This is a genomic window from Endozoicomonas sp. 8E, from assembly GCF_032883915.1.
GTDB lineage: Bacteria > Pseudomonadota > Gammaproteobacteria > Pseudomonadales > Endozoicomonadaceae > Endozoicomonas_A.
This window is the reverse complement of record NZ_CP120717.1, coordinates 1,334,764-1,360,116: the sequence shown is the minus strand read 5'-3', so window position 1 is coordinate 1,360,116 and position 25,353 is coordinate 1,334,764. Positions and strand designations below refer to the sequence as shown.

Annotated in this window: 17 protein-coding genes and 2 tRNA genes; all 19 read right to left on the bottom strand. The window is 49.6% G+C overall.

From position 1 onward, the window contains the following. Positions 1-137 precede the first annotated feature (137 nt). On the bottom strand, positions 138-1,646 hold the full coding sequence (locus tag P6910_RS04835; protein WP_317145153.1) for a hypothetical protein: 1,509 nt from the start codon (positions 1,644-1,646) through the stop codon (positions 138-140). 240 nt (positions 1,647-1,886) lie between these two features. Beyond that, positions 1,887-3,986, bottom strand: coding sequence for a polyribonucleotide nucleotidyltransferase (gene pnp, locus P6910_RS04830; protein ID WP_317145152.1), 2,100 nt, complete (start codon positions 3,984-3,986; stop codon positions 1,887-1,889). Positions 3,987-4,691: 705 nt separating this feature from the next. Further along, entirely contained in the window at positions 4,692-4,961 is a 270-nt protein-coding gene (gene rpsO / locus P6910_RS04825; protein ID WP_317145151.1) for a 30S ribosomal protein S15, read from the bottom strand. A gap of 172 nt (positions 4,962-5,133) precedes the next feature. Further along, positions 5,134-6,078, bottom strand: coding sequence for a tRNA pseudouridine(55) synthase TruB (gene truB, locus P6910_RS04820; protein ID WP_317145150.1), 945 nt, complete (start codon positions 6,076-6,078; stop codon positions 5,134-5,136). 3 nt (positions 6,079-6,081) lie between these two features. Next, on the bottom strand, positions 6,082-6,486 hold the full coding sequence (gene rbfA / locus P6910_RS04815; protein WP_317145149.1) for a 30S ribosome-binding factor RbfA: 405 nt from the start codon (positions 6,484-6,486) through the stop codon (positions 6,082-6,084). Between the two features lie 89 nt (positions 6,487-6,575). Further along, positions 6,576-9,203 carry a translation initiation factor IF-2 gene (gene infB, locus P6910_RS04810; protein WP_317145148.1) on the bottom strand — a complete coding sequence of 876 codons (2,628 nt, stop codon included), beginning with the start codon at positions 9,201-9,203 and terminating at the stop codon, positions 6,576-6,578. 26 nt (positions 9,204-9,229) lie between these two features. Further along, positions 9,230-10,723 carry a transcription termination factor NusA gene (gene nusA / locus P6910_RS04805; protein WP_317145147.1) on the bottom strand — a complete coding sequence of 498 codons (1,494 nt, stop codon included), beginning with the start codon at positions 10,721-10,723 and terminating at the stop codon, positions 9,230-9,232. A gap of 173 nt (positions 10,724-10,896) precedes the next feature. Next, positions 10,897-11,364, bottom strand: coding sequence for a ribosome maturation factor RimP (rimP, locus tag P6910_RS04800; protein ID WP_317145146.1), 468 nt, complete (start codon positions 11,362-11,364; stop codon positions 10,897-10,899). A 220-nt stretch (positions 11,365-11,584) separates the two neighbouring features. After that, positions 11,585-11,661: transfer RNA gene (locus tag P6910_RS04795), tRNA-Met, on the bottom strand. Between the two features lie 130 nt (positions 11,662-11,791). After that, positions 11,792-11,878, bottom strand: a tRNA-Leu gene (locus tag P6910_RS04790). A 35-nt stretch (positions 11,879-11,913) separates the two neighbouring features. Beyond that, positions 11,914-12,357, bottom strand: a complete 444-nt coding sequence (gene secG / locus P6910_RS04785; RefSeq protein WP_317145145.1) for a preprotein translocase subunit SecG — start codon at positions 12,355-12,357, stop codon at positions 11,914-11,916. 2 nt (positions 12,358-12,359) lie between these two features. Continuing rightward, positions 12,360-13,106 (bottom strand): triose-phosphate isomerase, encoded by a 747-nt coding sequence (gene tpiA, locus P6910_RS04780; RefSeq protein ID WP_317145144.1) that lies wholly within the window; start codon positions 13,104-13,106, stop codon positions 12,360-12,362. A 169-nt stretch (positions 13,107-13,275) separates the two neighbouring features. After that, positions 13,276-15,156, bottom strand: coding sequence for a TRAP transporter fused permease subunit (locus P6910_RS04775; protein WP_317145143.1), 1,881 nt, complete (start codon positions 15,154-15,156; stop codon positions 13,276-13,278). Between the two features lie 16 nt (positions 15,157-15,172). Next, positions 15,173-16,090 carry a TAXI family TRAP transporter solute-binding subunit gene (locus P6910_RS04770; protein ID WP_317145142.1) on the bottom strand — a complete coding sequence of 306 codons (918 nt, stop codon included), beginning with the start codon at positions 16,088-16,090 and terminating at the stop codon, positions 15,173-15,175. Between the two features lie 220 nt (positions 16,091-16,310). Continuing rightward, a complete protein-coding gene (gene glmM, locus P6910_RS04765; RefSeq protein ID WP_317145141.1) occupies positions 16,311-17,648 on the bottom strand; it encodes a phosphoglucosamine mutase in 1,338 nt (445 codons plus the stop codon). A 315-nt stretch (positions 17,649-17,963) separates the two neighbouring features. Beyond that, a complete protein-coding gene (gene folP / locus P6910_RS04760) occupies positions 17,964-18,806 on the bottom strand; it encodes a dihydropteroate synthase (RefSeq protein WP_317145140.1) in 843 nt (280 codons plus the stop codon). A 370-nt stretch (positions 18,807-19,176) separates the two neighbouring features. Continuing rightward, a complete protein-coding gene (locus P6910_RS04755; protein WP_317145139.1) occupies positions 19,177-22,443 on the bottom strand; it encodes a CHY zinc finger protein in 3,267 nt (1,088 codons plus the stop codon). Between the two features lie 125 nt (positions 22,444-22,568). Continuing rightward, on the bottom strand, positions 22,569-22,751 hold the full coding sequence (locus P6910_RS26695) for a hypothetical protein (RefSeq protein ID WP_410493916.1): 183 nt from the start codon (positions 22,749-22,751) through the stop codon (positions 22,569-22,571). Between the two features lie 560 nt (positions 22,752-23,311). Continuing rightward, positions 23,312-25,300: an ATP-dependent zinc metalloprotease FtsH gene (gene ftsH / locus P6910_RS04750; RefSeq protein ID WP_317145138.1), complete on the bottom strand. Its 1,989-nt coding sequence runs from the start codon at positions 25,298-25,300 to the stop codon at positions 23,312-23,314. Positions 25,301-25,353 lie beyond the last annotated feature (53 nt).

Sequence of the window (25,353 nt, the reverse complement as noted above, 5' to 3'; positions counted from 1 at the left end):
CCAGACCTATCAAGGCAGCGCAAAAGGATGATACAACGTTAAGAAGTGGCTAAGCTTTACTTTTTTTGCAACACCCTGCAGAGAGTGGGAAAGCGTTGAAATTGACATTCCGTCTGCAGCCTTCCTGGTTCTGCCCGTCACTTCCTGACTAGAATTTTAAAGGTATCTGAAGTAACCAGGGCGTTGGAGTCTCCGCAGGGCGTTGCAAATGATGTTTTACAGACTTTGCCCTTCTTAAAATACTTGCCGTAGGTTTTGAAACCGTTATTCTTAAAACGACAAAAATATACCGGTACCTTGTCCATTCTTCTGCCAGAACTTGCAACGCTGTAACCGGCAATAATAGCCTTGTCAGGCAGATCACCCTCAAAATCCTGCCAGCCGACATAACCATCAATCACAGGTTTCAGGTAATCAGTAGCAATACTGCCATCCTGATTGGTAGCGACGTAGCCAGTTTTTCCATTGGTTCCTATATATCCACAATACTTTTTAGATCCCTGCCCTGCCAGTGAGCCCAGGATAAACTCTTTGTAAGGCTTTCTGGGGGAGCAAAAGTATTCATTGACTTCAAAATTGATCGCTCCTCTGATATCTTCCTCCGGTTCCATTGCTCGCCATACAACAGGAGACTGCTTGACTGGATGGGCCTTCTTTCGTATTGGGATAAAATGGAGCATATCACTGCGTGAGTCAGCATAAGGTGTCAGGCCTGCGCATCCATAACCGCTTGCACGAACTCCACCGCTGTAATCGCTGTACCATTGGATTCCGGGGCTGGCACCGCTTTTACACAAAGTTTCATGATGCAGACTTCCAGACAAGAGCACTGTCGATGCAAAGGGTACCGGAAGCCTGGGCTCTTCCCGAAATCGGTAGGAGACACCGCCATAAATAACATTGACCTGATAATATTCTTTGTCAGTGACCAGAATGTTTTTGGGTAGTACACTTGTATCCCCCAAAGATCTTAGGAATCCATCTGCACCTCGATTCGATAAAAGACACCCACTGAAATTGTCGGGTGTGTTGGCCAGCATACCAACCACGGTATCGACCCTGTCGTCCCGCTTGAACTTGACTCGACAGAATCCGGTCTCTTGCTGATCATTGCAGCTTTTGGCAAACGGTTCTGGCAGTGGGGACAAGCAGGATTGGTCTGCAGCCCCGTAGGGAAAAGCCGGGTTATAGGCAGTGTTTAATGAAAACAGTGCTGGTTGGGGACCGCCTTTAGGCAAGGGGTCGGGACTTTCAAAATAAGTTGCCCTTATCCAAAGGTACGTCGGCTTTTTCTTAGCGTCAGTGTAGTTATCCTCATCGACATCAAAAGGAATCAGGTTGTTCTGATCGATGATCGCTTTCTGATAATTCACTGGATCCTGTGTGTCCTGCAATAGCGCATTGGAGCTGTTGTCAATATCAATTTGACCTGACGAGGTATCAACAGAATCCCTTTTCTCAGCTTTTGAGTCGCCCGACGGAGATGTCGGACCCATAACGGATGGAAGAAGCGTTTCATTTTTTGATTGCTTTGAATCTGATTGCGTGAGCCCTCCCTGGCGCTGGTCAACGGCAAAAGCAATTGCACTGTGCATCACAGCGATGGATAAGATCAGCACGGGTAGAACCCCTGAAACTCGTTTCATGCTTAAGCTCCTCGACCATAGTTACATCAAAACCCGATTAAAAGCCTGTTCGTAACACCCAACAAGACGACAGTATAGTTTTTATTTCAATGCTAAATAGAATATAAATGACTTATAAAAACTGATTCTTATGAAATCTGGCTCTGAGTTTGCGGGTTCGAGGATTTAGCTTTGTGACGAAGAGGATAACAAAACAGGAGCCACTGGCTCCTGTTTTGTTAGAAAGTGACGCAATTAAGATCAGCTCTGCTGTTCTCTCGCACGCTCAACTTCTTTAATGCTCAGTTTAATACGACCACGGGAGTCAATATCCAGCACCACAACGTCGACAGTCTGGCCAACTTTCAAGTAGTCGGTCACATTCTCAACACGCTCATTGGCAATTTGAGAAATGTGCACAAGACCGTCTTTACCGGGCAGAACACTGACGAATGCACCAAAGTCAAGAATACGAGTCACTTCACCGGTATAGATCTTACCAATCTCGGCTTCGGCAGTAATGCCGTAGACCATGTCATAGGCAGCCTTGGCTTTCTCGCTGTTCTCAGCAAAGATCTGTACCATACCGCTGTCGTCGATATCAACGGACGCACCCGTTTTATCGCAGATGCTGCGAATAGTAGAACCCCCTTTACCGATCACGTCACGGATCTTGTCCGGGTCAATTTTCAGCGACATGGTCATAGGCGCGTTCGGGTTCAGTTCCTTACGAGCAGTACTGATGACCTTGTTCATCTCGCCCAGAATGTGCAGGCGGGCCTGCATAGCCTGCTCCAGGGCAATCTCCATGATCTCTTCCGTGATACCGGCAATCTTGATATCCATCTGCAGGGCAGTGATACCTTCAGAAGTACCGGCTACTTTAAAGTCCATGTCACCCAGGTGGTCTTCATCACCCAGAATGTCGGTCAGAACAGCGAACTGATCTCCCTCTTTAACCAGACCCATGGCGATACCAGCTACCGGCGCTTTAAGAGGCACACCTGCATCCATCAGAGCCAGGGAAGAACCGCAAACCGAAGCCATGGAGCTGGAACCGTTGGATTCCGTGATCTCGGAAACAACACGGATGGTGTAAGGGAACTCTTCCTGAGTAGGCAGAACCGCCTGAACACCACGACGAGCCAGACGACCATGACCAATTTCACGACGACCAGGCGCTCCCATACGACCACACTCGCCTACAGAGTAAGAAGGAAAGTTGTAGTGCAGCATGAATGGATCTTTGACTTCACCTTCCAGATTGTCAACGATCTGAGCGTCTCGAGTCGTACCGAGAGTGGCGGTAACGATGGCCTGGGTTTCACCGCGGGTGAACAGGGAAGAACCATGGGTCTTCTGCAGAACGCCAATCTCGACACCAATGTTACGAACTGTCCTGGTATCACGGCCATCTATACGAGGCATACCGCTGATGATGTTGCCACGTACAACATTTTTCTCCAGCTTGCCGAAGGCTTTTTCAACATCAGAAGCGTCGAAAGCACTGTTTTCACCAGCGATTGCTTCCAGCACTTCCTGGCGCAGTGATTTAACGGCAGCAGTACGATCCTGCTTGATGGTGATCTGATAAGCTTCACGCATTTTGCCCTCGAAGGCCGCTACTTTTTCTTTCAGCTCAGTGTTCTCAGCTGGCGCTTCCCACTCCCAGCGCGGCTTGCCAGCTTCTGCAGCCAGCTCTTTAACGGCCTGGATGACAGTCTGGTATTCCTGATGCGCAAATAAAACGGCTCCCAGCATTTCGTCTTCTGTCAGTTCCTGGGCTTCAGACTCAACCATCAGAACGGCGTCGTTGGTACCCGCTACTACCATGTCCAGCTCAGAAGTTTTTAGTTCTTCATAGCTTGGGTTCAGCAGATAACCTTTCTCCTCATTGAAACCAACGCGCGCAGCACCGATCGGGCCATCAAAAGGAATACCAGATACAGCCAGAGCTGCAGAGGTAGCGACCATGGCCAGAATGTCCGGGTCGTTCTTTTTGTCAGTAGACATGACAGTACAGACAACCTGTACTTCATTCATGAAACCTTTTGGGAACAGAGGACGGATAGGACGATCGATCAAACGGGAAGTCAGAGTTTCTTTTTCGCTTGGACGGGATTCGCGCTTCAGGAAGCCACCCGGTATTTTACCAGCAGCGTATGTTTTTTCCTGATAGTGAACAGAAAGCGGAAAGAAATCCTGACCTTCGTTCGCCTGCTTGGCACCCACTACAGTTGCCAGAACAGCAATATCGCCCATTTTGGCCAGGACAGCACCTGAAGCCTGACGAGCAACACGACCGGTCTCCAGAGTGATGGTCTGGTCACCGAACTGAAATGTTTTAATTACCGGATTCAAAACGTTTTCCTATTGAGTGTGAATGAACCAATACAGTACCCGGTCATAGTGGTGTGACAGATGCAATTCCAAACCTTCTGGATAACGTTCAGACCCTGCCTATCCAGGCAGACTTGGAATTGCACCCTCTACTGACGACCAGAGTGCTGACATGTAATACCAATCGAACTTTCTAACTTCCTATTGCGGTGAAGATTTGAACCTTCATTCTGTGCTGGCGATCGTCGCCATAGCTTAGGCTATGACTCCTCAAACCGCCTTATCTTAAGGCTCAAATCTCCATGCTCATGACGGGAGTTAGAAAGCACGATTGGTATAAGTACCTAGCCAGGCACTTGAGAGAGGGTAACCCCGCTCTTTAAAACCGTAAAAGCAATGGCGTCTTTATGGTTTTTTTAACCACAAGAAAAGTCAGAACTTCATTATACACTTATTTGCAATAAAGATTTCACAGCTTATCAGCAATACCTTGCGGCTTTTTACAATAGGCTGATTTTTCTTTTTTCCTGTGACCAACTATTGTCATGACCAACAATGCAAAACACCGCCTGCCTCACAACGGAAGCCGGCGGTGCTTTAACTGCACAGAAATACATTTATCAGACACAAAACTGTTCAATGCATCTCTGTTCAACCCTGAGTTGAACATGACAGCACAACCCAAAGTAGACTCCTGAATCCAGGTCAATAAGGTGACAGGCGCTATCAGCGACGCAGACCCAGACGCTCGATCAGGGAACGGTAACGCTCAACGTCTTTATCCTTCAGGTAGTTCAGCATGCTGCGACGCTGGTTTACCATGCGAATCAGACCACGACGGGAGTGGTGATCCTTGTGATTTGCCTTGAAGTGACCCTGCAGACCTTCGATGTTTGCAGTCAGCAGAGCGACCTGAACTTCAGGGCTACCGCTGTCGCCTTCAGTGCGACCAAATTTCTTGATGATTTCCGCTTTCTTTTTGGCAGTCAAAGCCATTGTTTTATACTCCAGTTAATATGCATTCACAATCAGGCACGACCGTGCATATTTACAGCCAGCCTTGAGACATCAGCAGCATCTGCTGCCAACCGAGTGGCGCATTCTAACACCAACTTCCAACCGGAAGCCAGTCTGTTAAAATCACCACAGAAAAGACAGAAAATCTGTCTCAGTTTCCAGAATTGATTAGCCGCCTGGGAGCGACACGACCGTCTTCATCAATCTCACCAATCCCCAGGAATCGAAGAACTTCCTGCCCTTCAACCTCTTCCTGGCCATAGATACGGACATTCCCGCTGGTTGGCGCCTGAGGCACCTGAACCGGCTGCCCTTGACTGATGTAATAGCTGCTGGTTGCCCCCAGACGAATTTGAGGCCAGTCACTCACGGAAGTATCCAATGGTAATAAGAGCTCATCCAGAGCCCTGTGACCACCCCCATCACGAATCTCTTCAAGCTCTTCCAAAGTGTGAGACTGGTGTTCAGTATATGGGCCCGCTTTGATTCTGTGCAGTTCGGCAACATGCCCTAGACAACCCAGAACCGCACCAACATCCTCAGCCAGTGTACGGATGTAGGTGCCCTTGGAGCAATCCACTTCAAGGATTAACCTATCACCCTCAAAATCCAGCAGTTCAAGACGATAGATGGTGATTCGACGGGACGGACGCTCAACAACAATCCCCTGACGAGCCAGCTTGTAGAGGGGCTCACCATTGTACTTCAACGCTGAATACATGCTGGGGACCTGATCAACCTCACCACGGAAACGATCAAGGACAGCCTCGATATCAGAGCGGGTAATGTTCACAGGACGCCGCTCGACAATCCCACCTTCACGGTCACCAGTTTCCGTCTGGATACCCAGCTTTATTTCCGTTCTGTAGGACTTATCCGACTCCAGCAGATACTGTGAAAACTTGGTCGCTTCACCCAGACAGATCGGCAAAACACCGGTGGCCAGAGGGTCAAGACTCCCGGTATGACCAGCCTTGGCTGCACCATAAAGCTGCTTGACGCGCTGCAGAACGTCGTTGGAACTGGCACCTTTGGGCTTATTCACAACAACAATACCATCCACCCTGCGGCCACGGCTACGTCTGCGTTTAGACATCCATTACTCCTCAGACTCACCCTGATGATCACTGTCACCAGAACGAGCTTTTGCAATCAGCTCACTCATATACGCCCCACGCCTCAGGCTGTTGTCATAACGGAAACGCAACTGGGGAATGGTACGCAACTTGATGGAACGGGCCAGCTGGCTACGCAGGAATCCGGCAGCACTCTGCATCACCTCAAGGCTCTCATCAGCGCTTTTCTGGTTACTGACGCCCTCTCGGTCGTCTACACCCAGGAAAGAAACAAAAACATCGGCAAAGGCCAGGTCGCGGGAAACTTCTACCGCACTGACAGTGACCATACCCAGACGGGGATCTTTCATCTCCAGCTGGATTAGCTGGGCCAATTCTTTCTGAATCTGGTCCGCCACCCGCTGGGTTCGACTGTATTCTTTAGCCATTGGGAATTCAATCCTGCTGATATGAGAAAGCCCGCAGTCACTTCTGCGGGCTTCTTTGACGGGCAACCGAATGAGATCGGCCAGCCTGATTAAAGAGTACGCTTGACCTCAACAGTCTTGTACACTTCGATCTTATCGCCTGGCTTAACGTCGTTGTAGGACTTAACCGCGATACCACACTCCATGCCTTCGCGCACATCCTGCACGTCATCCTTGAAGCGACGCAGGGATTCCAGTTCGCCTTCAAAGATAACCACGTTGTCACGCAGAACACGGATACGGTCGTTGCGGTAAACAGTACCTTCAATAACCATACAGCCAGCCACCGCACCGAACTTCGGAGAACGGAAGACGTCACGCACTTCTGCAGTACCGACGATCTGCTCACGGGTATCGGAGCCCAGCATACCGCCCAGAGCCTTCTTAACATCTTCGATGATGTCATAGATGACGCTGTAGTAGCGGAGATCCAGTTCTTCTGCCTCAATTACCCTGCGGGCAGAGGCATCAGCACGAACATTAAAGCCGACAATAACAGCGTTGGAAGCCAGAGCCAGGTTAGCGTCGGTTTCAGTGATACCGCCTACGCCGCCAGAAATAACCTTAACCTGTACTTCGTCGTTACCCTGCTCTTCCAGAGAAGTCGTAAGAGCTTCCAGAGAACCTCGTACGTCTGCTTTCAGAACGATATTGAGAGTTTTCTTCTCTTCAGAGCCCATGCTGGAGAAGATATTTTCCAGCTTGGAAGCCTGCTGACGAGCCAGTTTGACTTCACGATATTTACCCTGACGGAACAATGCGATTTCACGAGCCTTACGCTCATCCTTAACCATAATCAGTTCATCACCGGCATCAGGCGTGCCATCCAGACCCAGAATTTCAACCGGGATGGAAGGACCTGCATCCTTGATCGCCTTACCGTCTTCATCCAGCATCGCACGAACACGACCGTACTGCTGACCTACCAGAATGTTGTCACCCTGCTGCAGGTTACCAGACTGAACCAGAACCGTAGCGACAGGGCCACGACCTTTATCCAGACGGGACTCAACCACCACGCCTTTAGCCGGACCTTCGTCAGCAGCAGACAGCTCAAGTACTTCAGCCTGAAGAAGCACCGCTTCCAGCAGCTCGTCAATACCCTGACCAGTCAGAGCCGATACATGAATAAACTGGGTATCACCACCCCACTCTTCAGGAATGACTTCCCTCGCAGCCAGTTCGTTCTTCACACGATCAGGATCTGCAGCTTCCTTATCGATCTTGTTCACAGCAACAACCACAGGAACACCAGCAGCCTTGGCGTGCTGGACCGCTTCTTCGGTCTGAGGCATCACACCATCGTCAGCTGCAACCACCAGAATGACGATATCGGTTGCCTTGGCACCACGAGCCCGCATGGCGGTAAAGGCCGCGTGTCCGGGAGTATCCAGAAAGGACACCATACCGCGTGGTGTATCCACATGATACGCACCGATGTGCTGAGTAATACCACCGGCCTCGCCAGCTTGCACACGACTTTTGCGGATGTAGTCCAGCAGAGAGGTCTTACCGTGGTCAACGTGACCCATTACCGTCACAACCGGTGCACGGGGCCTCTCTTCAAACTCGGTTTCGCTACCTTCCTGACTTTCAGTCAGGGAGTCTTCAATGCTGTCAGCCTTAGCGAGCTTGAAGGTGTGACCCATCTCTTCAACCACAATGGATGCTGTATCCTGGTCGATCACCTGGTTGATGGTCACCATGGAGCCCATTTTGAACATTGCCTTGATGACGTCAGCAGCCTTCACAGCCATTTTTTGCGCCAGTTCAGCAACAGTGATGGTCTCGGGAATGGAGACTTCACGTATCACTGGGGCAGTTGGCTTGGTGAAGCCGTGGGCGGCCATGGATTCAGGTGTGATAGTTCGGGTTGCCTTACGGCCGCCACGACGATCATCTTTACGACCGGCGCTACGTCCGCCACGCTTCTCACCACGACGACCGCGCTCTTCACGAGGCTCATCACGACGATCTTTGGCTTTACGGTTACGACCACGCTTATCGCCTTCCGGAGCCGGCATTGGCGCTGCTGCTGGATCAAAGCCAGGGGCAGAAGGACCATCACGACGAGCCGGACGATCACCGTCACGACGAGCCGGACGATCTCCGTCACGACGTGGTGGGCGGTCACCGTCACGACGCTGCTGAGGACGATCACCATCACGGCGCGGTGGGCGATCACCATCACGGCGCGCTGGACGATCACCATCACGGCGCGCTGGACGATCTCCGTCACGACGCTGCTGAGGACGATCGCCGTCACGACGCTGAGAACGATCTCCATCACGACCCTGAGGACGCTCACCATCACGGCGTGAGTCACCACGCCCCCGCTTTTCTTCCGGCTTCTGCTCTTCCGCTTTTTCGTTTTTGACGTAGGTGCGCTTCTTGCGAACTTCTACATTGACAACTTTTTTCTTACCAGCGCCACCACCGCCAGATACTTTCATCTGACTGACAGTTTTGCGCTTGAGGGTGATTTTGGTCGGCTCAGCCGTACCTGTATGATCACCGTGAATGCTTTTCAGGTGAGCCAGCAACTGCTTCTTTTCTGCATCTGACACAGCTTCCGAAGCCTTTGTCTGCTTCAGGCCCGCATCCTGCATCTGCTGCAGCAACCTTTCGACCGGAGCGCCGACCACCTTCGCGAGTTGTTCTACGGTTACTTCTGCCATTAACACTTCTCCTCTCAGTGGCCCGCTCAGTTACCAGCTTCCTCGAACCAGGGAGCACGCGCCGTCATAATCAATTCACCCGCACGCGTCTCGTCCATACCTTCAATTTCGAGAAGGTCGTCAATGGACTGCTCCGCCAGATCTTCCATAGTAATGACACCCAGGCTGGCCAGCTCCAGTGCCAGCTCCTCATCCATACCATCCATAGTCAGAAGGTCTTCAGCTGGCTGTGCGCCATCTAGCTTTTCTTCTCGAGCAATAGCCTGGGTCAGCAGCTTGTCTTTCGCACGAGTGCGAAGCTCTTCCACGATTTCTTCATCCATGCCTTCAATTGCCACCATCTCTTCCAGTGGCACATAGGCAATTTCTTCAACGGTGGTGAATCCTTCGTCGACCAGCAGCTGCGCCAGTTCTTCATCAATGTCGAGCAGATCAATAAAACTCTGTTTAAACTTGTCCGCTTCCTTTTCCTGTTTGGCAGCGGCTTCAGCTTCTGTCATGACGTTCAATTTCCAGCCAGTAAGCTCACTGGCCAGTCGAACATTCTGACCACTGCGACCAATGGCCTGGGCCAGATTATCTTCGCTAACTGCGATATCCATGGTTCCGGAATCTTCGTCAACGATGATCGAGGCAACCTCTGCAGGCTGCATGGCATTAATCACATACTGGACAGGGTTTTCGTCGAACAGAACAATGTCGATACGCTCATTACCCAACTCGCCGGATACTGCCTGCACACGAGCGCCGCGCATACCTACGCAAGCACCTACCGGATCAATGCGGCCGTCATTGGTTTTAACGGCAATCTTTGCCCTTGAGCCCGGATCACGGGCAGCCGCCCTGATCTCCAAAACCTCTTCAGCAATTTCTGGCACTTCAATGCGGAACAATTCAACCAGCATTTCAGGCGCAGTTCGGGACAGCATCAGCTGCGGCCCGCGACCTTCCGTGGAAATTTCATTCAGCAGTGCCCTTACATGACTTCCCATACGAAAGTTCTCGCGCGGCAGGACGTTATCCTTACGCATGACTGCTTCAGCATTGTTGCCAAGATCAACAATAATACTGTCGCGGGTCGTTTTCTTTACGGTTCCATTAATCAGATCGCCCAACTTGTCACGATACTGCTCAACCATTTGAGCACGTTCAGCTTCGCGCACCTTCTGAACAATAACCTGTTTGGCAGTCTGGGCTGCGATCCGTCCAAATGCGACAGACTCAACCTGCTCTTCCCAGACATCACCGATTTCCAGTGACTCGTCCTTTTCCTTACCCTCATCCAGGGTAAAGTGCATGCCCGGAAACTCGAAATCTTCGTCCGCAACCAAAGTCCAACGACGGAAGGTATCGTATTCACCACTGCTGCGGTCAATCGCCACCCGGATATCAACTTCGGTTTCGTAACGCTTTTTAGTCGCGGTCGCCAGAGCAATTTCCATAGCCTCGAAGATCACTTCGGGTGGAACGCCCTTCTCGTTGGAAACGGACTCAACGACCAACAGAATTTCTTTACTCATGCTCTGCCTCGCCTATGCTGAACCAGTCCATGCCTTTGCCAACACTTCCCTGGCCGTTAACCGGGAAGACCCTTGCCTGTAATCAACTTTCTTATTGCAGACAACGGCTAACAACCCGGCCTGAACCTTGTACTCAATCTTTTACCTGGTCATTACCAGTTTTGAGTCTGAAGTTAGTCGAATCTCGGTATCACCTGAGCCTTGTCAATGCTCTCAATGGGAAGAAGCAGTTCGTGATCATCGACAACTAACACCACATCCTGATCTTCAACCCCTTTTACAATACCCCTGTACTTGCGACGCCCTTCAAAAGGCACCCTCAAACGTACATTGACCTCTGCCCCCGCCCAAGCCACATAGTGCTCAAGCGAAAACAGCTGCCTGTCCACTCCGGGCGATGAGACCTCGAGGGTATATTCTTCCGTAATGGGATCTTCCACATCGAGAACCCCACTGACCTGACGACTGACGACCTCACAGTCATCCAGTTGAATTCCCTTTTCTTTATCAAGGGAATCAATATAAATGCGAAGCATTGACTGCTTACCCTGGGATTTGAACTCAACCCCCCAAAGCTGATAGCCGAGGGATTCAACCACGGGTCCAATCAATGCTTCCAGCTGCGACTGCTTGCCTGCCACGTTGGAAACACCTGTCTGCAAAAACAAAAAAAGGGCTTAAAAGCCCTGTCTCTTCTATGCACCCAGTTTTCCAGCTGGACGCAACTAAGGAGCCTGTCAAAATCACGCCATCGAACATGAATTCAACAAACTCCCAGAGCCCTGTCGAGACTGATACCTCAAGCCCTACAAAAGACTCTGACGCACCTAATAAAAAACCCCATAACGGGGTTTAATTATTTGGTAGCGGGGGCCAGATTCGAACTGACGACCTTCGGGTTATGAGCCCGACGAGCTACCAGGCTGCTCCACCCCGCATCAAACCTATTCCAGTATACTGCCAGCTAAGAACCTGCATCACAAGCCATAACTGTAGATACGTCTTTTGATCATTACAACACTATACCAAATTCTTTTCTTCCATTTACTGAAAAAGTTAATGGCAATTTGGTGCCCAGGGCGGGACTTGAACCCGCACGACCGTTAGGCCACCGCCCCCTCAAGACGGCGTGTCTACCAATTCCACCACCTGGGCAAACACCACCACTACATCCTGCTTAAAGCTAGCCCTCACTGGACTGGAGGCAGAGACAGCTCTTTATTCTGCTCGTCGCTTTCGACGGGTTGTGATTCTATCACAGGAGCATCGCTCTCGACACTCTTTTCTGAGCCCATTTCCGAGCTCATTTCTGAAGCTACTCCCGGAGCGATCGGCGCATCACCGGCCGGAACGGACTCTTCAATAACTACAGCTGGCACACCTGCATCACCGATACTGTCTGCCTTTTGTCTGGCCACCATTGCCAGAGCAAAACTGGTCACAAAAAACACCGTTGCCAGAATCGCTGTAGTGCGACTCATAAAGTTGCCAGTACCCTGACTACCAAACACTGTTTGTGACGCACCGGACCCAAAACTGGCACCGGCTTCCGCACCCTTGCCCTGCTGCAACAAAATCAGACCGACTACGGCAGCAGAGGCAAGAACATGAACAATAAGAATTATGGTTTCCATCACTATCCTGCAGCGCGACAGATCGCCTGAAACTCTTCAGCAACCAATGAGGCTCCCCCCACAAGACCACCGTCAACATCCGGCAAAGCGATCAGGTCTGCAGCGTTAGCTGCTTTCATGCTACCACCGTACAGAATACGGGTTCTGTCAGCCATAGCCTGATCATGTTCTGCCAGCAAGCTGCGAATCACAGCATGCACTTCCTGCGCCTGTTCCGGTGTTGCAGTCAGCCCGGTTCCAATAGCCCATACGGGCTCATAAGCGATCACAAAATTTGCCAAACGCTCCGGACCAGCAGTCCGCAGCACAGCTTCGACCTGAGCTGTCACCACCTTCATGGTATTGCCAGCTTCTCGCTCTTGCAGAGTTTCACCCACACACAGGATGGGCACCAAACCCTGATCAGCCAGAGCACAGAATTTCGCAGAAACTTCCTCATCACCCTCTCCAAACAGAGAGCGACGCTCAGAATGACCAATGATCACGTATTCAATACCAAGATCCTTGACCATTAGAGGCGAAACCTCGCCAGTATAAGCGCCAGATGCCTTGTCAGACACATTCTGCAAGCCAACCTTTATAGCACTACCAGCCAATAGTTCGCAAATGCCTTGAGCATAAACCGAAGGAGGACAAACCAATACTTCAGCTTTAGTATCAAGACCGGAGACAAGTTTACCCAGCAATTGACGATTCTCTTCGAGAGAGCCATTCATTTTCCAATTACCGGCAACCAGTGGCTGGCGCATACTGCTCACCTCAACATTCGCGAGGTCGGCATACTAACCCAAGTGTCGTTATTATACAACCGTGCTGACACCTTTCACTGGCAATTTTCCTACACCAGATGAAAATCAATAAAGCCATAACCAATCAAGCACATAGCTGACGATTGAAAGCAAACCCGACCTGCACCTTTTAACTCGCCTGGGAGTGCCTTACCGAGCCTGCTCTTCCTCGCCATTGCATAAATAACAGCACCAGTACGAGTATGATGCCCAAATAGCCAAAACCTGACGGATTAAACAGAAGAACAGGCAGGCTGACGAAGGCCAACCCCCTCTCCAGCAGGCTTAACCCTCTCATCAGATAACCTTCGACAGTAACTGCCATGGCAATAATGATGGCTACAGTCTGGGCAATTGCCATAACCAGCCCGGCAAACTCTCCCCCGGTATTAATTAAGCCGGTATAGGCCATCATAATGGGAATCAAGAACAAGCCTGCTGCCAACTTAAATGCCTCAACGGAAGATTTAATTGGACTGGCATTAGCAACACCCGCTCCCGCAAACGCTGCCAGAGCAATAGGGGGCGTTACATTAGAAGTCTGGGACAACCAGAAAACAATCAGATGAGACGTCAACAAAGGTAATCCAAAATCACCCAACAAAGGCACGGCCATTACCGCCAGTACTATATAGGCAGCAGTGACAGGCAATCCCATTCCAAGCACAAGGGCAACAAGACTGATGAGAATCAGCGCAGTAAACATATACCCGCCGGAAAGCGCCATAACGAACTGCGTAAACTGCAACCCAATACCGGTCTGTCCTACTACGCCAACAATAATTCCTGCCGTTGCACAGGCAACAGAGATAGGCAAGGCCCGCAGCGCCCCCGACTTAAGCCCCTCAATGATCTTTCTGACACCTATACGACTATGACTTCTCAGTGCCGCCGCCACCAGAATAGCTGCACAGCCGGCCACCCCTACCAGGAGAGGTGAGTATCCGATCATCAGCAGAGCAGTAATCAAGGCCAGAGGAAGAAGGAAGTGGGCCCCCTGCTTCATGACACTCCATACCGCTTCAGCCCGACTGACCGTCGGCAGTTCCAGCTTGCAGGCCATGATATGGACGTACAACAGTGTACAAAAGAAGTAGAGCAGTGCAGGCGCAATGGAGGCAATCATGATGTCGCTGTAGGGTACACCGGTAAACTGCGCCATCACAAAAGCACCTGCCCCCATAATAGGTGGCATTATTTGCCCACCGGTTGATGCAGCGGCTTCAATACCTGCAGCCTGTTCGGGCTTATAACCCAGTTTTTTCATCATCGGTATGGTGATAGAGCCAGTGGTCACCGTATTGGCAATGGCAGATCCGGAAATAGAACCCAGACCAGCGGAAGCAATAACGGCAGCCTTGGCAGGCCCTCCCCGGTATTTACCGGCAATCGCAAAAGCAAGATCAATAAAGAATTTGCCCGCTCCCGTTACCTCGAGGAAAGCTCCAAACAGAACAAAGATAAAGACAGTAGTGGCCGCAATACCCAGCGCAGAACCAAACACGCCATTACTGGAAAAGATCTGAAACTGCACCCATTCCTGAACACTGTAACTCTTGGTGGCCAGAGCTCCTGGCAGCATATCCCCAAAACCGCTATAAGCCAGAAACAACAATGCTATAAACACCATCACCCAGCCTACTGCCCGACGACAGGCCTCCATCATCAGCACCACATAAACGACACCGGCAAAAAGGTCATAATCGGAAAGACCATACAGAAGATAGTCAATATCGTTGTAGTCAAAGTTAATGATTCGAAAGCCCGCCACCACTGTAGCTAACGCCAGAATCAAGTCAAACAGCCTGACTGGTACAAAAAAACGACTCTCTTCGTTTTTCAGCAAAGGATAATGAAGAAATATCAGCACCATGACCCAGGCCAGATGAACTGGCCTGAAATAGGTGGCAGAAATCGTCGAGGTAACCCCCTGCCAGACCTGAAATATAGACAGAAGTACTGCACAGACAAGAACCAGATAGCCCAGCGCTTTGATCACGACTTTATTCATTCAGCCACCCGAAAACTCAATTGATGGAATTCAGGTATTTTTCAGCACCCGGATGCAAAGGCACACCGGACAGGCGAGTAGCATTGCCTTTGGTAGTGGCTTCAGCCACTTTTACCACCTTGCGAACATCACCCATGTTTTCAAAAGCTGCTTTAGTCAGGCTGAAGGCCATGTCGTCAGACATATCAGCTCGCACGACCAGGACATTCCAGATACTCAGGGTATCAACCGGCTCGACGCCGTTGTATACATCACTCGGAATGGTATAGCTGCTGTAAGCAGGGTTTTCAGCAATGAATTTCTCACGCTCTTTTTCAGAGACCGGCAGGACACGAATCTGGTGAGTCAGAGCGACCTGGGTTACAGCGCCTACTCCCTGACCACCGACAATAAAGCCCGCATCAACCTGTCCATTAGCCAGAGCATTGGTGGTTTCAGAGTAATTCAGGTAAACAGCACGGATATCTTTTTTGGGATCAATACCCACGCTCTCCAACAGCGCAGCAGAGGTAACAGCGGTCCCGGAACCCGGTGCACCTAAAGAAACCCGTTTGCCTTTAAGGTCAGACAGCTCGGTGATGTCCGAGCTTTGAAGGGTCAGAGCGTGAACCAGATTTGGATAGAGGGCGAACAGCACCTTTACCGGCATCTCACCGGGAAACTTGCCTTCACCCCTGTATGCATCGAGAACAACATTCCCCATGGCAATGCCAGCCAGCATATCGCCTCGAACAACCTTGATAGTATTTTCAACAGAAGCAGCAGTAACTTCTGCTTTTACATTAACCCCATCAACCTTATCAGACCAAACTTTTGCCAACGCACCACCGAGCGGATAATAAATACCACTTTGACCACCGGTACCAATGGAGTAGTTCTGTGCAAAAGAGAGTGCTGGCAAGATCAGCATAAAGAGGGCAGCGACAAAACGCATGATATTTTCCCTGTAAAATATTTTTTATTTTTCTTTCGAGCAACAGCAGTCAAGTCCAGGCACACTGACCCATACAGATTTGACACACCGGTTTTTTATCCTACCCAAGGTAAGCGATTCAGAGAAGCAAGAGATTGCTTAAAACTGTCACAGATCAATAATAAACTTCGAAAGCAATAGACTGACTGAAAATCATCCAGCCAGCCTATAGAAATGAGAATCAGGACATTTCCCGCTCAACCACCATGGCCAGTTTTTCAGTGTGGGCACGAACTTCCTCGGCATTCTCACCCTCTACCATGACACGGATAACAGGCTCAGTACCGGAAGGCCTCAAGAGCACACGACCACGACCTGCCAGTTCATTTTCAGACTGTTGCACAGCGGCAACAATACCCGGTAGTTTATCAGTGTCTTTTTTTTCTTTTACCCGGACATTAATCATGGTCTGCGGGTACTTTCTCATTCCTCCACGCAGCTCAGACAGTTTTTTACCTGAACGAACTACGGCCTTCAAAACTTGCAGCGCAGAGACAATACCATCACCGGTGGTGGACACATCTCTACAGATGATATGACCGGAGGACTCACCACCAATCTGCCAATCATGCTCCAGCAGCAATTCATTGACATAACGATCACCGACTTTGGCTCGGGCGAAAGGAATATTGTTAGCTTCCAGAGCTTTCTCCATTCCCAGGTTTGTCATCAGAGTGCCGACAACCCCTCCCTTCAGCTCACCATGTTGACGACGATCCAGAGCTATAGCGAACAGCAACTCATCACCATCAACAATCTCACCATTGTCATCCACCATGATGACTCGATCACCATCACCATCAAAGGCAATTCCCAGATCAGCTTCACGTTCTTTGACGATTTCAGCCAGATTGTCAGGTTGGGTAGAACCACAACCCTCATTGATATTCAAACCGTTCGGGTTAATTCCGATGGCGTGAACATTGGCACCCAGCTCCCTGAAAACAGCAGGACCCACCTGATAGGTAGCACCATGACCGGCATCAATCACGATGTTCATACCGCGCAGGTCGAGAGGGTAGACAGTACTGGCTTTGCAATATTCGATATAACGACCCGAAGCATCATCCAGTCTGGTCACTTTACCCAGCTCACCAGAGTCAACGACCTCAATACCACCTTCTATCAGAGCTTCAATTTTTGCTTCAACATCGTCTGGCAATTTGCTGCCATTTCCAGTAAAGAACTTGATACCGTTGTCATAGAAAGGATTATGAGAGGCACTGATTACAATTCCGGCCTGTCCATTAAAAGTGCGAGTCAGATAAGCGATAGCAGGTGTCGGCATAGGACCGGTCAAACATACGTCAATACCCGCCGCAGACAGACCGGCCTCCAGAGCAGACTCAAACATGTAGCCGGAGATACGGGTATCCTTACCAATAACGACTTTACCCTCGCCCTCTGCTGCCAGAACCTTACCCGCAGCCCAGCCCAGCTTGAGAACAAAATCCGGAGTAATAGGAAACTCACCCACCTTGCCACGAATACCATCGGTGCCGAAAAATTTGCGACCCATAAACCAACCCTTATGCAATAATCTGGTGCCTGAACCCGCTGTCAGACAGCACTCTCAAATGAAGAGACAAAAAGGAGTGACAGGTGAAAACAGGCGATATCCTGCCTCGCCATGATGGCGTGGCAGAACAAAAAATACTGAAGATATGCTGTGAATTATGACATGACTGTCATACAGACTTAATAGAAATGATTGTCTTACAAATGACAAAATTATCCATACCTGCACTCAGAGCAAACGCTACATAAAAAGGAAGAAATAGAAAAAAGAGTCAGAGCCAATGCCTGCCCACGAGAGCAGGCGATTAAAAACACCTCAGGCGTTCCTGACTGCATCCACCATGCGAACAGCATCAACGGTTTCAGCGACATCATGAACTCGAATAATTTGAGCCCCTGCCATGGCAGCCAGAGTGGCAACGGCCAGACTTGCGCTTAACCTCTGTTCTGCAGGCTTATTCAACACAGCACCAATGAATGACTTTCTGGACATTCCTGCCAACACCGGGAAGTCAAGAGCAAGCACACGATCCAGATGTTTGAGTAACTGCAAGTCATAAGCAGGTGTTTTACCGAACATACCGCCCCCGAACCCCGGATCAAGAATCAGTCGATCTCTGGCAATGCCTGCTGCTTCGCAAACCCTGACACGCTCAAGCAGATATTGATTCACTTCACCAGCCACATCGTCGTAATGAGGCTCAAAACCTGGTTCAGGCTGTTCAACCAGTGAGTGCATCAACACCACAGGAAGATCAGTGGCAGCTGTTGCCTCCAGGGCTCCCGGTCTCATCAGAGCACGTACATCATTAATCATCCCGGCACCGGTTTTGCTGGCTTCAGTGATAACCAGAGCTGAACTGGTGTCCACAGAGATCACCTGATCAAAGTTCTTTTTCAAAACTTCCACAACCGGGACAACTCTTTCCAGCTCCTCCTCACAGGTGACGGCTCCGCTTGCCCCCGGCCTTGTAGACTCACCACCCACATCCAGAATATCCACACCACCCTGAACCATTTGCTCAGCATTACTCAGCACCTGATCCAGACTCTGATAACGACTGCTTTCATAAAAGGAGTCCGGGGTAATATTCAATACTCCCATGACCAGCGTTCGGTCAAAAGTCAGAGACTTTCCGGCACAATTTAACGTCTTCATTTTTTCATATACCTAATCTACGAATACCAGTGACAACCCCCCGCCTTGTCGAGGCTGTCGCAAAAGCCTCGATTGGGCGAAGGTTTACGGCAATTTTGCTAAAAATCATCCAGACTCAGCTACTGCCTGATTTCACAGGCCAATTGTTGAGACTCTCTTTCATTCTGGCCCTCAACCTGGCTATACAGCGCCCGTCCGGAAACCCTCAAACACCTGAGAATAGAAGCTTATAGCCGAAGCGAAGATTTTCCACAACAGACCGTTTCCGCAATCATACGTAAGGCCATTACTCCACAATACAGCCTGGCGAAGTTAGTATCTCCGCCACTGCATCCAGTCTCAGACCGAGGTTGACGCATAGATGCGGTATTCACCTTAACCGGAGCGGCCCTCTGCACACTGGGCAGCTTCTCACTCCGTTTTTAATCATCGCCTCGACGCATTCCGTATGGACTCTGTGGGAGCAGGGCAGTATCTGGCAGCCGCCGAAGGAGTCTTCCAGACAGATGCAGCATTCATCGTGCCCTGAATCGGGTCGGCATATGTGATCGCCTTTCAACTTTTTATTCAGGCAGATGTTGCAAACATCACAGTGATAGTTTTTCTCCTCATATACTCGACAAATGCCGCATTTATCACAATGGTACGGGTTTAGTTCTGCACTGATGAAGTGTTTGCACTTTGCACAGAAAAAGTCCGACATCCGCTCGTTGCATCCCGGACATGTCTGGGAGCCATCCGTAATTTCACCTTCATATTCACAGACTGTACATTGAAGGTGTGTTGCGTCAGAAGCCTTGCAATTTTCAGCTTGACAGCGGGGGCTTGCGTTATGACATCTATGGCAGGGGAAATAAAGGCCACAGCACTTGAATTTCACAAGGCAGCGCCTGTGGTAATGTTCGCACACTGGCTTTATGGTTTCTTGTTGAGATAGCGGCAACACCTCAACCGACCGGTTTGCCTTCACATCAGCTAGGCTCGACTGCTGGCAAGAAGCAGAACTCTTCGGGTCACTGGCTGACACCGCCGGGCTGGCCGCTGCCACCTGTTGGAGGGCTTGCTGGATCATTAAGTCTATTAATTCTTGTTGTTTCCCGAGTTCAGCCTCCAACTTTTCGATATTTTCCCTCAGGCTTTGGTTTTCAGTGTCTGAATGAGTCACCCATTCCCAGAGCCTTTGAGCATCTGTAGTCAGGTTTTGATTCCTTAGAGCCAACTCCTGATTCTCTGCTCTTACCCCTTGAAGCTCCTGAGTTAATTCTTGATTTTCTATTGTTAACCTTTGAATCTCTATAGTTAACTTTTCAGTCTGCTGTCTTTCTCTCTGTTGTCTTTTTTGTTCTTCTTTTTCCTTAGCGATTCTTTTCAGATCAATTTCTTTTCTAAGCCTGAGGTAATTACCTACAACATTTTCTAACTTTTTCAAATCACGTTTCAAATTTTCAGACCGATGATCGTTGGAGCTATTGTCAGCATTCACTGCATTTCGCGGAGTAATCGTCGGGAGGTCTGAAGGTTGTCCAAGGCTGGCTCTCTTTTGGGAAGAGTCATGTTGCTGATCAGCAAACCCTGGCTGTTTTGGCCTTGCTCCCTGCTGTAAGTATCTATCAGCTGTTAGATTAGAGGAACTGCCCACAGAGCCAGAGGTACTCTGGCAGCTATCAACCTGCTGGATGGGATCTGTGAATGTATTTGCATTGCTGGCAATTATTTCGTTGGCAATATTATCACTGTTACTGATCACAGGCTCTTGTGCTGAAGAGCAAGATTGCAACTGCATGTACAGTTTCTCTGAGAAGCTTATTAATTCATGGGATGACGGGTGCTGATCAAATCGTATAAGGGTATCCAGAAAAGAGGCGGAAAATGTAAATGATTGTGCATAAATCATAATATCGTAACTTGTGGCGATATCTGATATTTTCCCTAACAGATTACGAATGAGTTCAATGGGGTTTGAATAGAGCAGAAACAACTGAACGAAGTACTCAGTAAAGCAACATTTTTCAAACTGTCCTATAGGTAGCTGTTGATCAGGCTGATTGACCCTATGGATGATATCCTGAACAATCTTATGCAAAATCATCAGGTTGTTTTCACCGGCTTCGAGCAGTGTTTCGTCAAGTGGAATGATCGGTTGTAGTGAAGACAGAACGCCAAGGCCATTCAAAGTCTGTTTCATATCGCTCGTGGCTTCTATCAGCTGCTCAATAAAACGGTTGCGCGATGAATTCTCTTTGCAAGAACGCCGCAATTCCAGTACCGCCTCGAGAGGAGTGACAGTATTCCCCCCGATGCTCGTACCCTTTGTTTCCAAAACCTGCAAACGTTGAGGCCTATCCAGCTCATCCAATATTTGCCTTAGCTTAAAAACTGCATTGCGATCGCTGCTTTCAACGATAGCTATAAGCTGGTTCGCCAGTCCCTGAAGGTCTTGAGATGTCGCACTTTTTTCACTCTCCTCACCATCATCGTCTTTTCTGTTATTTTCATTTCCGCTGCCATCACTACCTTCTTCCGGTGATTGGCTCTCCTGATCTCCAGGTTCTTCTCTTTCCTCCTCTTGATGGTCGTTATTTTCGTTCTTAGGTCCTGCACCGGGTGCGCTATAAGAGGGTTGTCCATCTCCATTACCTGCCTTCAGGCCACCGGTATGATTTGTCTTCAAGACAGTACGCTCAAGAAATAGTTTGAAACAGCCAAGCTGCCACTGAAGACTTTCGCTGGCAGGGCAGTTATTGGCGGCACGCTGGAGAAGGCTATTCCAGAAATCAACATCGATCAGTTGTTGACTATCGAGAAAGTTAAGCCAGCCAACGAGTATAGCGGCTTCGCTGTTAGAGCCATCGGCATTAACGCGTGTGATTTTCAGGCGCGCCGGGGATGGCTGCTCGTCAAACGAGATAGAATCCTTGCCAATGGACATTAACCATGTGATGACGGGTTTCAGGATAAGCAGGTCTATTTCGAATAATCCCGACGGTCTGCCACCGCCCCAGGGCGGAGGTGGCTGCGAATAGAAAAAGCCACCCCCCCCGTCACTGGGAAAATCAGCAATGCCAGCGAGTTTGCTGCCTGTCAATATCAGTGTGTCATTCAGGGTTTGCCGCGTTTCCGGCCCACTGTCAGTTATGTTGTCGGAATAGGCCAAAAGGATAAGTGAGGTAGCGTGGGGTCTGTCATTCAGAAGCGGATCGGTGTTTACAGAAGTAAGCTCAGGTCTGTCTGCCGTCGAGGATTTTAAACGAACAAGTGTGCCATTTTCTGAGACACCTTGTAATACATGCTGGAAGATGGGTATTTGCCCCTCTGTCAGTACCAATAGCTGATAGCAATAGTTGCTCAAGTCGTTAGTAACTAATATTGCAATACTGTTCGAATCTGCTGGCGCCACTGGTGCCTTAAAGCAAAGAATGCTGTTTCGGTCATTGAAACCTTCCGGAAGCAGCAAAATCAATTGCCACTGAATCTCATCCTGCGGATCTGCATCATCATTGATTTCAATCCGAACCTTGTACCCATCAGGATTATGCCGATCAATAACAGTTGAGGAATAGCATAACTGCGCAACTACCGTTGTTATTAATGAAAGAAAAAACGCTATTAAAGCCATCAATGAGCGGTAAAAATGCACTAAAGTCTCTCTGTACAACTTGGTCAATAATACCAACTCCGCCCTCTTTGTCTGATAGAAAACCAAGTCAATCTCTGTTGACTTTATGCTCTGGAAAACTAAAGGAACGTCATTGGCCAATTTCATTATTCGAAGTACAGAGAGAGAATAGCCAAGAATTTCTGAATCGCTATATGGGCCTGATTGCCATGTGCCACAGAGCTTTCCGCAGGATCAACCTCTTCACCAGAAAAATACTCATCCATTGTGCCGGTGATGTATTTGCAGGAGTCTGAGTCCAATAGGGTCAGGCGTTTTTCGTTAATCAGGCAAGTCTGGAGTCCGTATCAAGCAGTCTGGATTTCCTGGAACACATTCCCGAAAAACCACTGTCTTTTTGGACAAGACTGAGATGGAACTAACAGACCTTTAGCTTCCTTTTTCAGTTTTACGCAGTTTACTGTGGGTGTTATTGACCGAAGGGCGAGCTGATTAATGGTCCCGGAGTGGCTGATAGCCGCCATCTCCTTATTCGATCAGGAAAACATTGACCTACCAACATAAACGATGAAGCCCTGATCAATTACACCGAACAGTGATACGGATAACCATGCCCTAAGTGGGAGCTTTTCAAATCATACAATCAGGTAGGGTGAGGCTCACAGCTCCTGCATTTCCTGCCCCCTAACAACAAGGGGCGAGAACGCTCGTTTTCACTTCTTCCGGGTTAAACAGCTTTTGTTCACTGAACCAGCTGTTCTGCATGGCCGGATATGCCAGCGCACTGACAGCATTTACCACGATGGCATCCTGACGGGTTTGCCCGCTTCGCTGGGCAAACAAAAAAGGCAGGATAATAATCCTGCCTTTTTTGTTTCATAAGAAGGGATCAATGTTCGCCAGCCGGCCCACCAATAGGTCCTTTCTTATCATCGTTGTCGCTGTTGGCATTATTATCACCGTCAGCACCTTTTGACTTGGATGCTTCAGGAGCCTCTTCTGCCTTGATACCCGCACCACCATCACCGTTGGATGAAGAGCCGGAAGATTCCTTGGGTGGTCGAGGCTTCTTGCCTTCCATAATGTCATCAATCTGATCAGTATCAATGGTTTCGTACTGCATCAACGCATCAGACATCAGATCCAGCTTGTCGCGGTTTTCCTTAAGAAGTCTCTCAGCCGTGTCGTAGCACTCATCGATGATACTGCGCACTTCTTCGTCGATCATCCTGGCGGTTTCGCCAGACACATTCATGCGTCCGCCACCACTGCCGTAGTTCTTGCCTAGGAACACTTCACCTTCTTCATCATCATACTGAAGAGGACCCAGCTTCTCGGACAGACCCCACTTGGTCACCATATTTCTGGCAATCTGGGTTGCACGCTGAATGTCATTGGAAGCACCCGTGGTGACACCCGCTTTACCCAGCGTCATTTCTTCAGCGATACGACCACCGAACAGTGAACAAATCTGGCTCATCAGAGCCTCTTTGCTCTGACTGTAACGATCTTCCTCGGGCAGAAACATGGTGACACCCAATGCGCGACCACGAGGAATAATACTGACCTTGTATACCGGATCATGGTCAGGCACCAGACGACCAACAATGGCGTGACCGGCTTCGTGATAGGCCGTATTTCGTTTCTCTTTCTCACTCATCACCATGGATTTGCGCTCTGCACCCATCATGATTTTATCTTTGGCGAGATCGAACTCGTGCATACCTACCGTGCGCTTGTTGGCGCGGGCAGAGAAAAGTGCCGCTTCATTTACCAGGTTGGAAAGATCCGCACCGGAGAAGCCGGGAGTACCACGGGCAATCACAGCCGGCTCAACGTCATCGCCAATAGGCACCTTGCGCATATGGACTTTTAGAATCTGTTCACGACCACGAATGTCTGGCAGACCTACCACAACCTGACGGTCAAAACGGCCAGGACGCAGCAGCGCCGGGTCCAGAACGTCGGGACGGTTCGTTGCCGCAATTACGATGATACCGTCGTTTGCTTCAAAGCCATCCATTTCTACCAGCAACTGGTTAAGCGTTTGCTCACGCTCATCATGACCACCACCCATACCAGCACCACGGTGACGACCTACAGCATCAATCTCGTCGATGAAGATAATGCAGGGTGCCTGCTTTTTAGCTTGCTCGAACATGTCACGGACACGGGAAGCACCCACACCCACGAACATTTCAACAAAATCAGAACCGGAGATGGTAAAGAACGGAACCTTGGCTTCACCTGCGATAGCCTTGGCCAGCAGAGTTTTACCGGTACCCGGAGGACCTACCATCAGGACACCACGGGGAATGCGGCCACCCAGACGCTGGAACTTGCCCGGATCTTTCAGGAAATCCACCAGTTCCTGTACGTCTTCCTTGGCCTCTTCTACACCCGCTACATCAGCAAAAGTGGTCTTGATCTGATCTTCCGACAGCAACCTGGCCTTGCTCTTGCCAAAGCTCATTGGGCCACCACGGCCACCGCCGCCACCCTGCATCTGTCGCATAAAGAACATGAAGACAGCAAGAATCACCAGAATCGGGAAACTGGCAACCAGCAACTGTGTCCAGATACTCTGCTTTTCAATTGGCTTGGATTCGATTTGAACATTGCCGCGCAATAGCTCATCCATCAGCTGATTATCGGGCACTGCCGGAGGCAGGTTGGTCTCAAAACGCTCACTGCTGTTCATGAGTCCAGTAATGGTAAACCCGTCAATCACTACCTTGCTGACCTGACGGTTTTCTACTGCACTGATGAAGTCAGAATAGCTGATCTTCTGAGTAGAAGACTGCATGCCATCGAAGTTTTTGAATACGGTCAACAGCACCAGGGCAATGATGACCCATAAAATCAAGTTTTTTGCCATATCATTCAAAGGGCTACCCTCACTTGAGCGTACTGAAGCCTGTGGCGAACGGT

Coding starts and splice junctions, on each gene's coding strand:
- P6910_RS04835 (WP_317145153.1), bottom strand. CDS start 1,646: ATGAAACGAGTTTCAGGGGTTCTACCCGTGCTGATCTTATCCATCGCT.
- rpsO (WP_317145151.1), bottom strand. CDS start 4,961: ATGGCTTTGACTGCCAAAAAGAAAGCGGAAATCATCAAGAAATTTGGT.
- truB (WP_317145150.1), bottom strand. CDS start 6,078: ATGTCTAAACGCAGACGTAGCCGTGGCCGCAGGGTGGATGGTATTGTT.
- rbfA (WP_317145149.1), bottom strand. CDS start 6,486: ATGGCTAAAGAATACAGTCGAACCCAGCGGGTGGCGGACCAGATTCAG.
- infB (WP_317145148.1), bottom strand. CDS start 9,203: ATGGCAGAAGTAACCGTAGAACAACTCGCGAAGGTGGTCGGCGCTCCG.
- nusA (WP_317145147.1), bottom strand. CDS start 10,723: ATGAGTAAAGAAATTCTGTTGGTCGTTGAGTCCGTTTCCAACGAGAAG.
- secG (WP_317145145.1), bottom strand. CDS start 12,357: ATGGAAACCATAATTCTTATTGTTCATGTTCTTGCCTCTGCTGCCGTA.
- tpiA (WP_317145144.1), bottom strand. CDS start 13,106: ATGCGCCAGCCACTGGTTGCCGGTAATTGGAAAATGAATGGCTCTCTC.
- P6910_RS04775 (WP_317145143.1), bottom strand. CDS start 15,156: ATGAATAAAGTCGTGATCAAAGCGCTGGGCTATCTGGTTCTTGTCTGT.
- P6910_RS04770 (WP_317145142.1), bottom strand. CDS start 16,090: ATGCGTTTTGTCGCTGCCCTCTTTATGCTGATCTTGCCAGCACTCTCT.
- glmM (WP_317145141.1), bottom strand. CDS start 17,648: ATGGGTCGCAAATTTTTCGGCACCGATGGTATTCGTGGCAAGGTGGGT.
- folP (WP_317145140.1), bottom strand. CDS start 18,806: ATGAAGACGTTAAATTGTGCCGGAAAGTCTCTGACTTTTGACCGAACG.
- ftsH (WP_317145138.1), bottom strand. CDS start 25,300: ATGGCAAAAAACTTGATTTTATGGGTCATCATTGCCCTGGTGCTGTTG.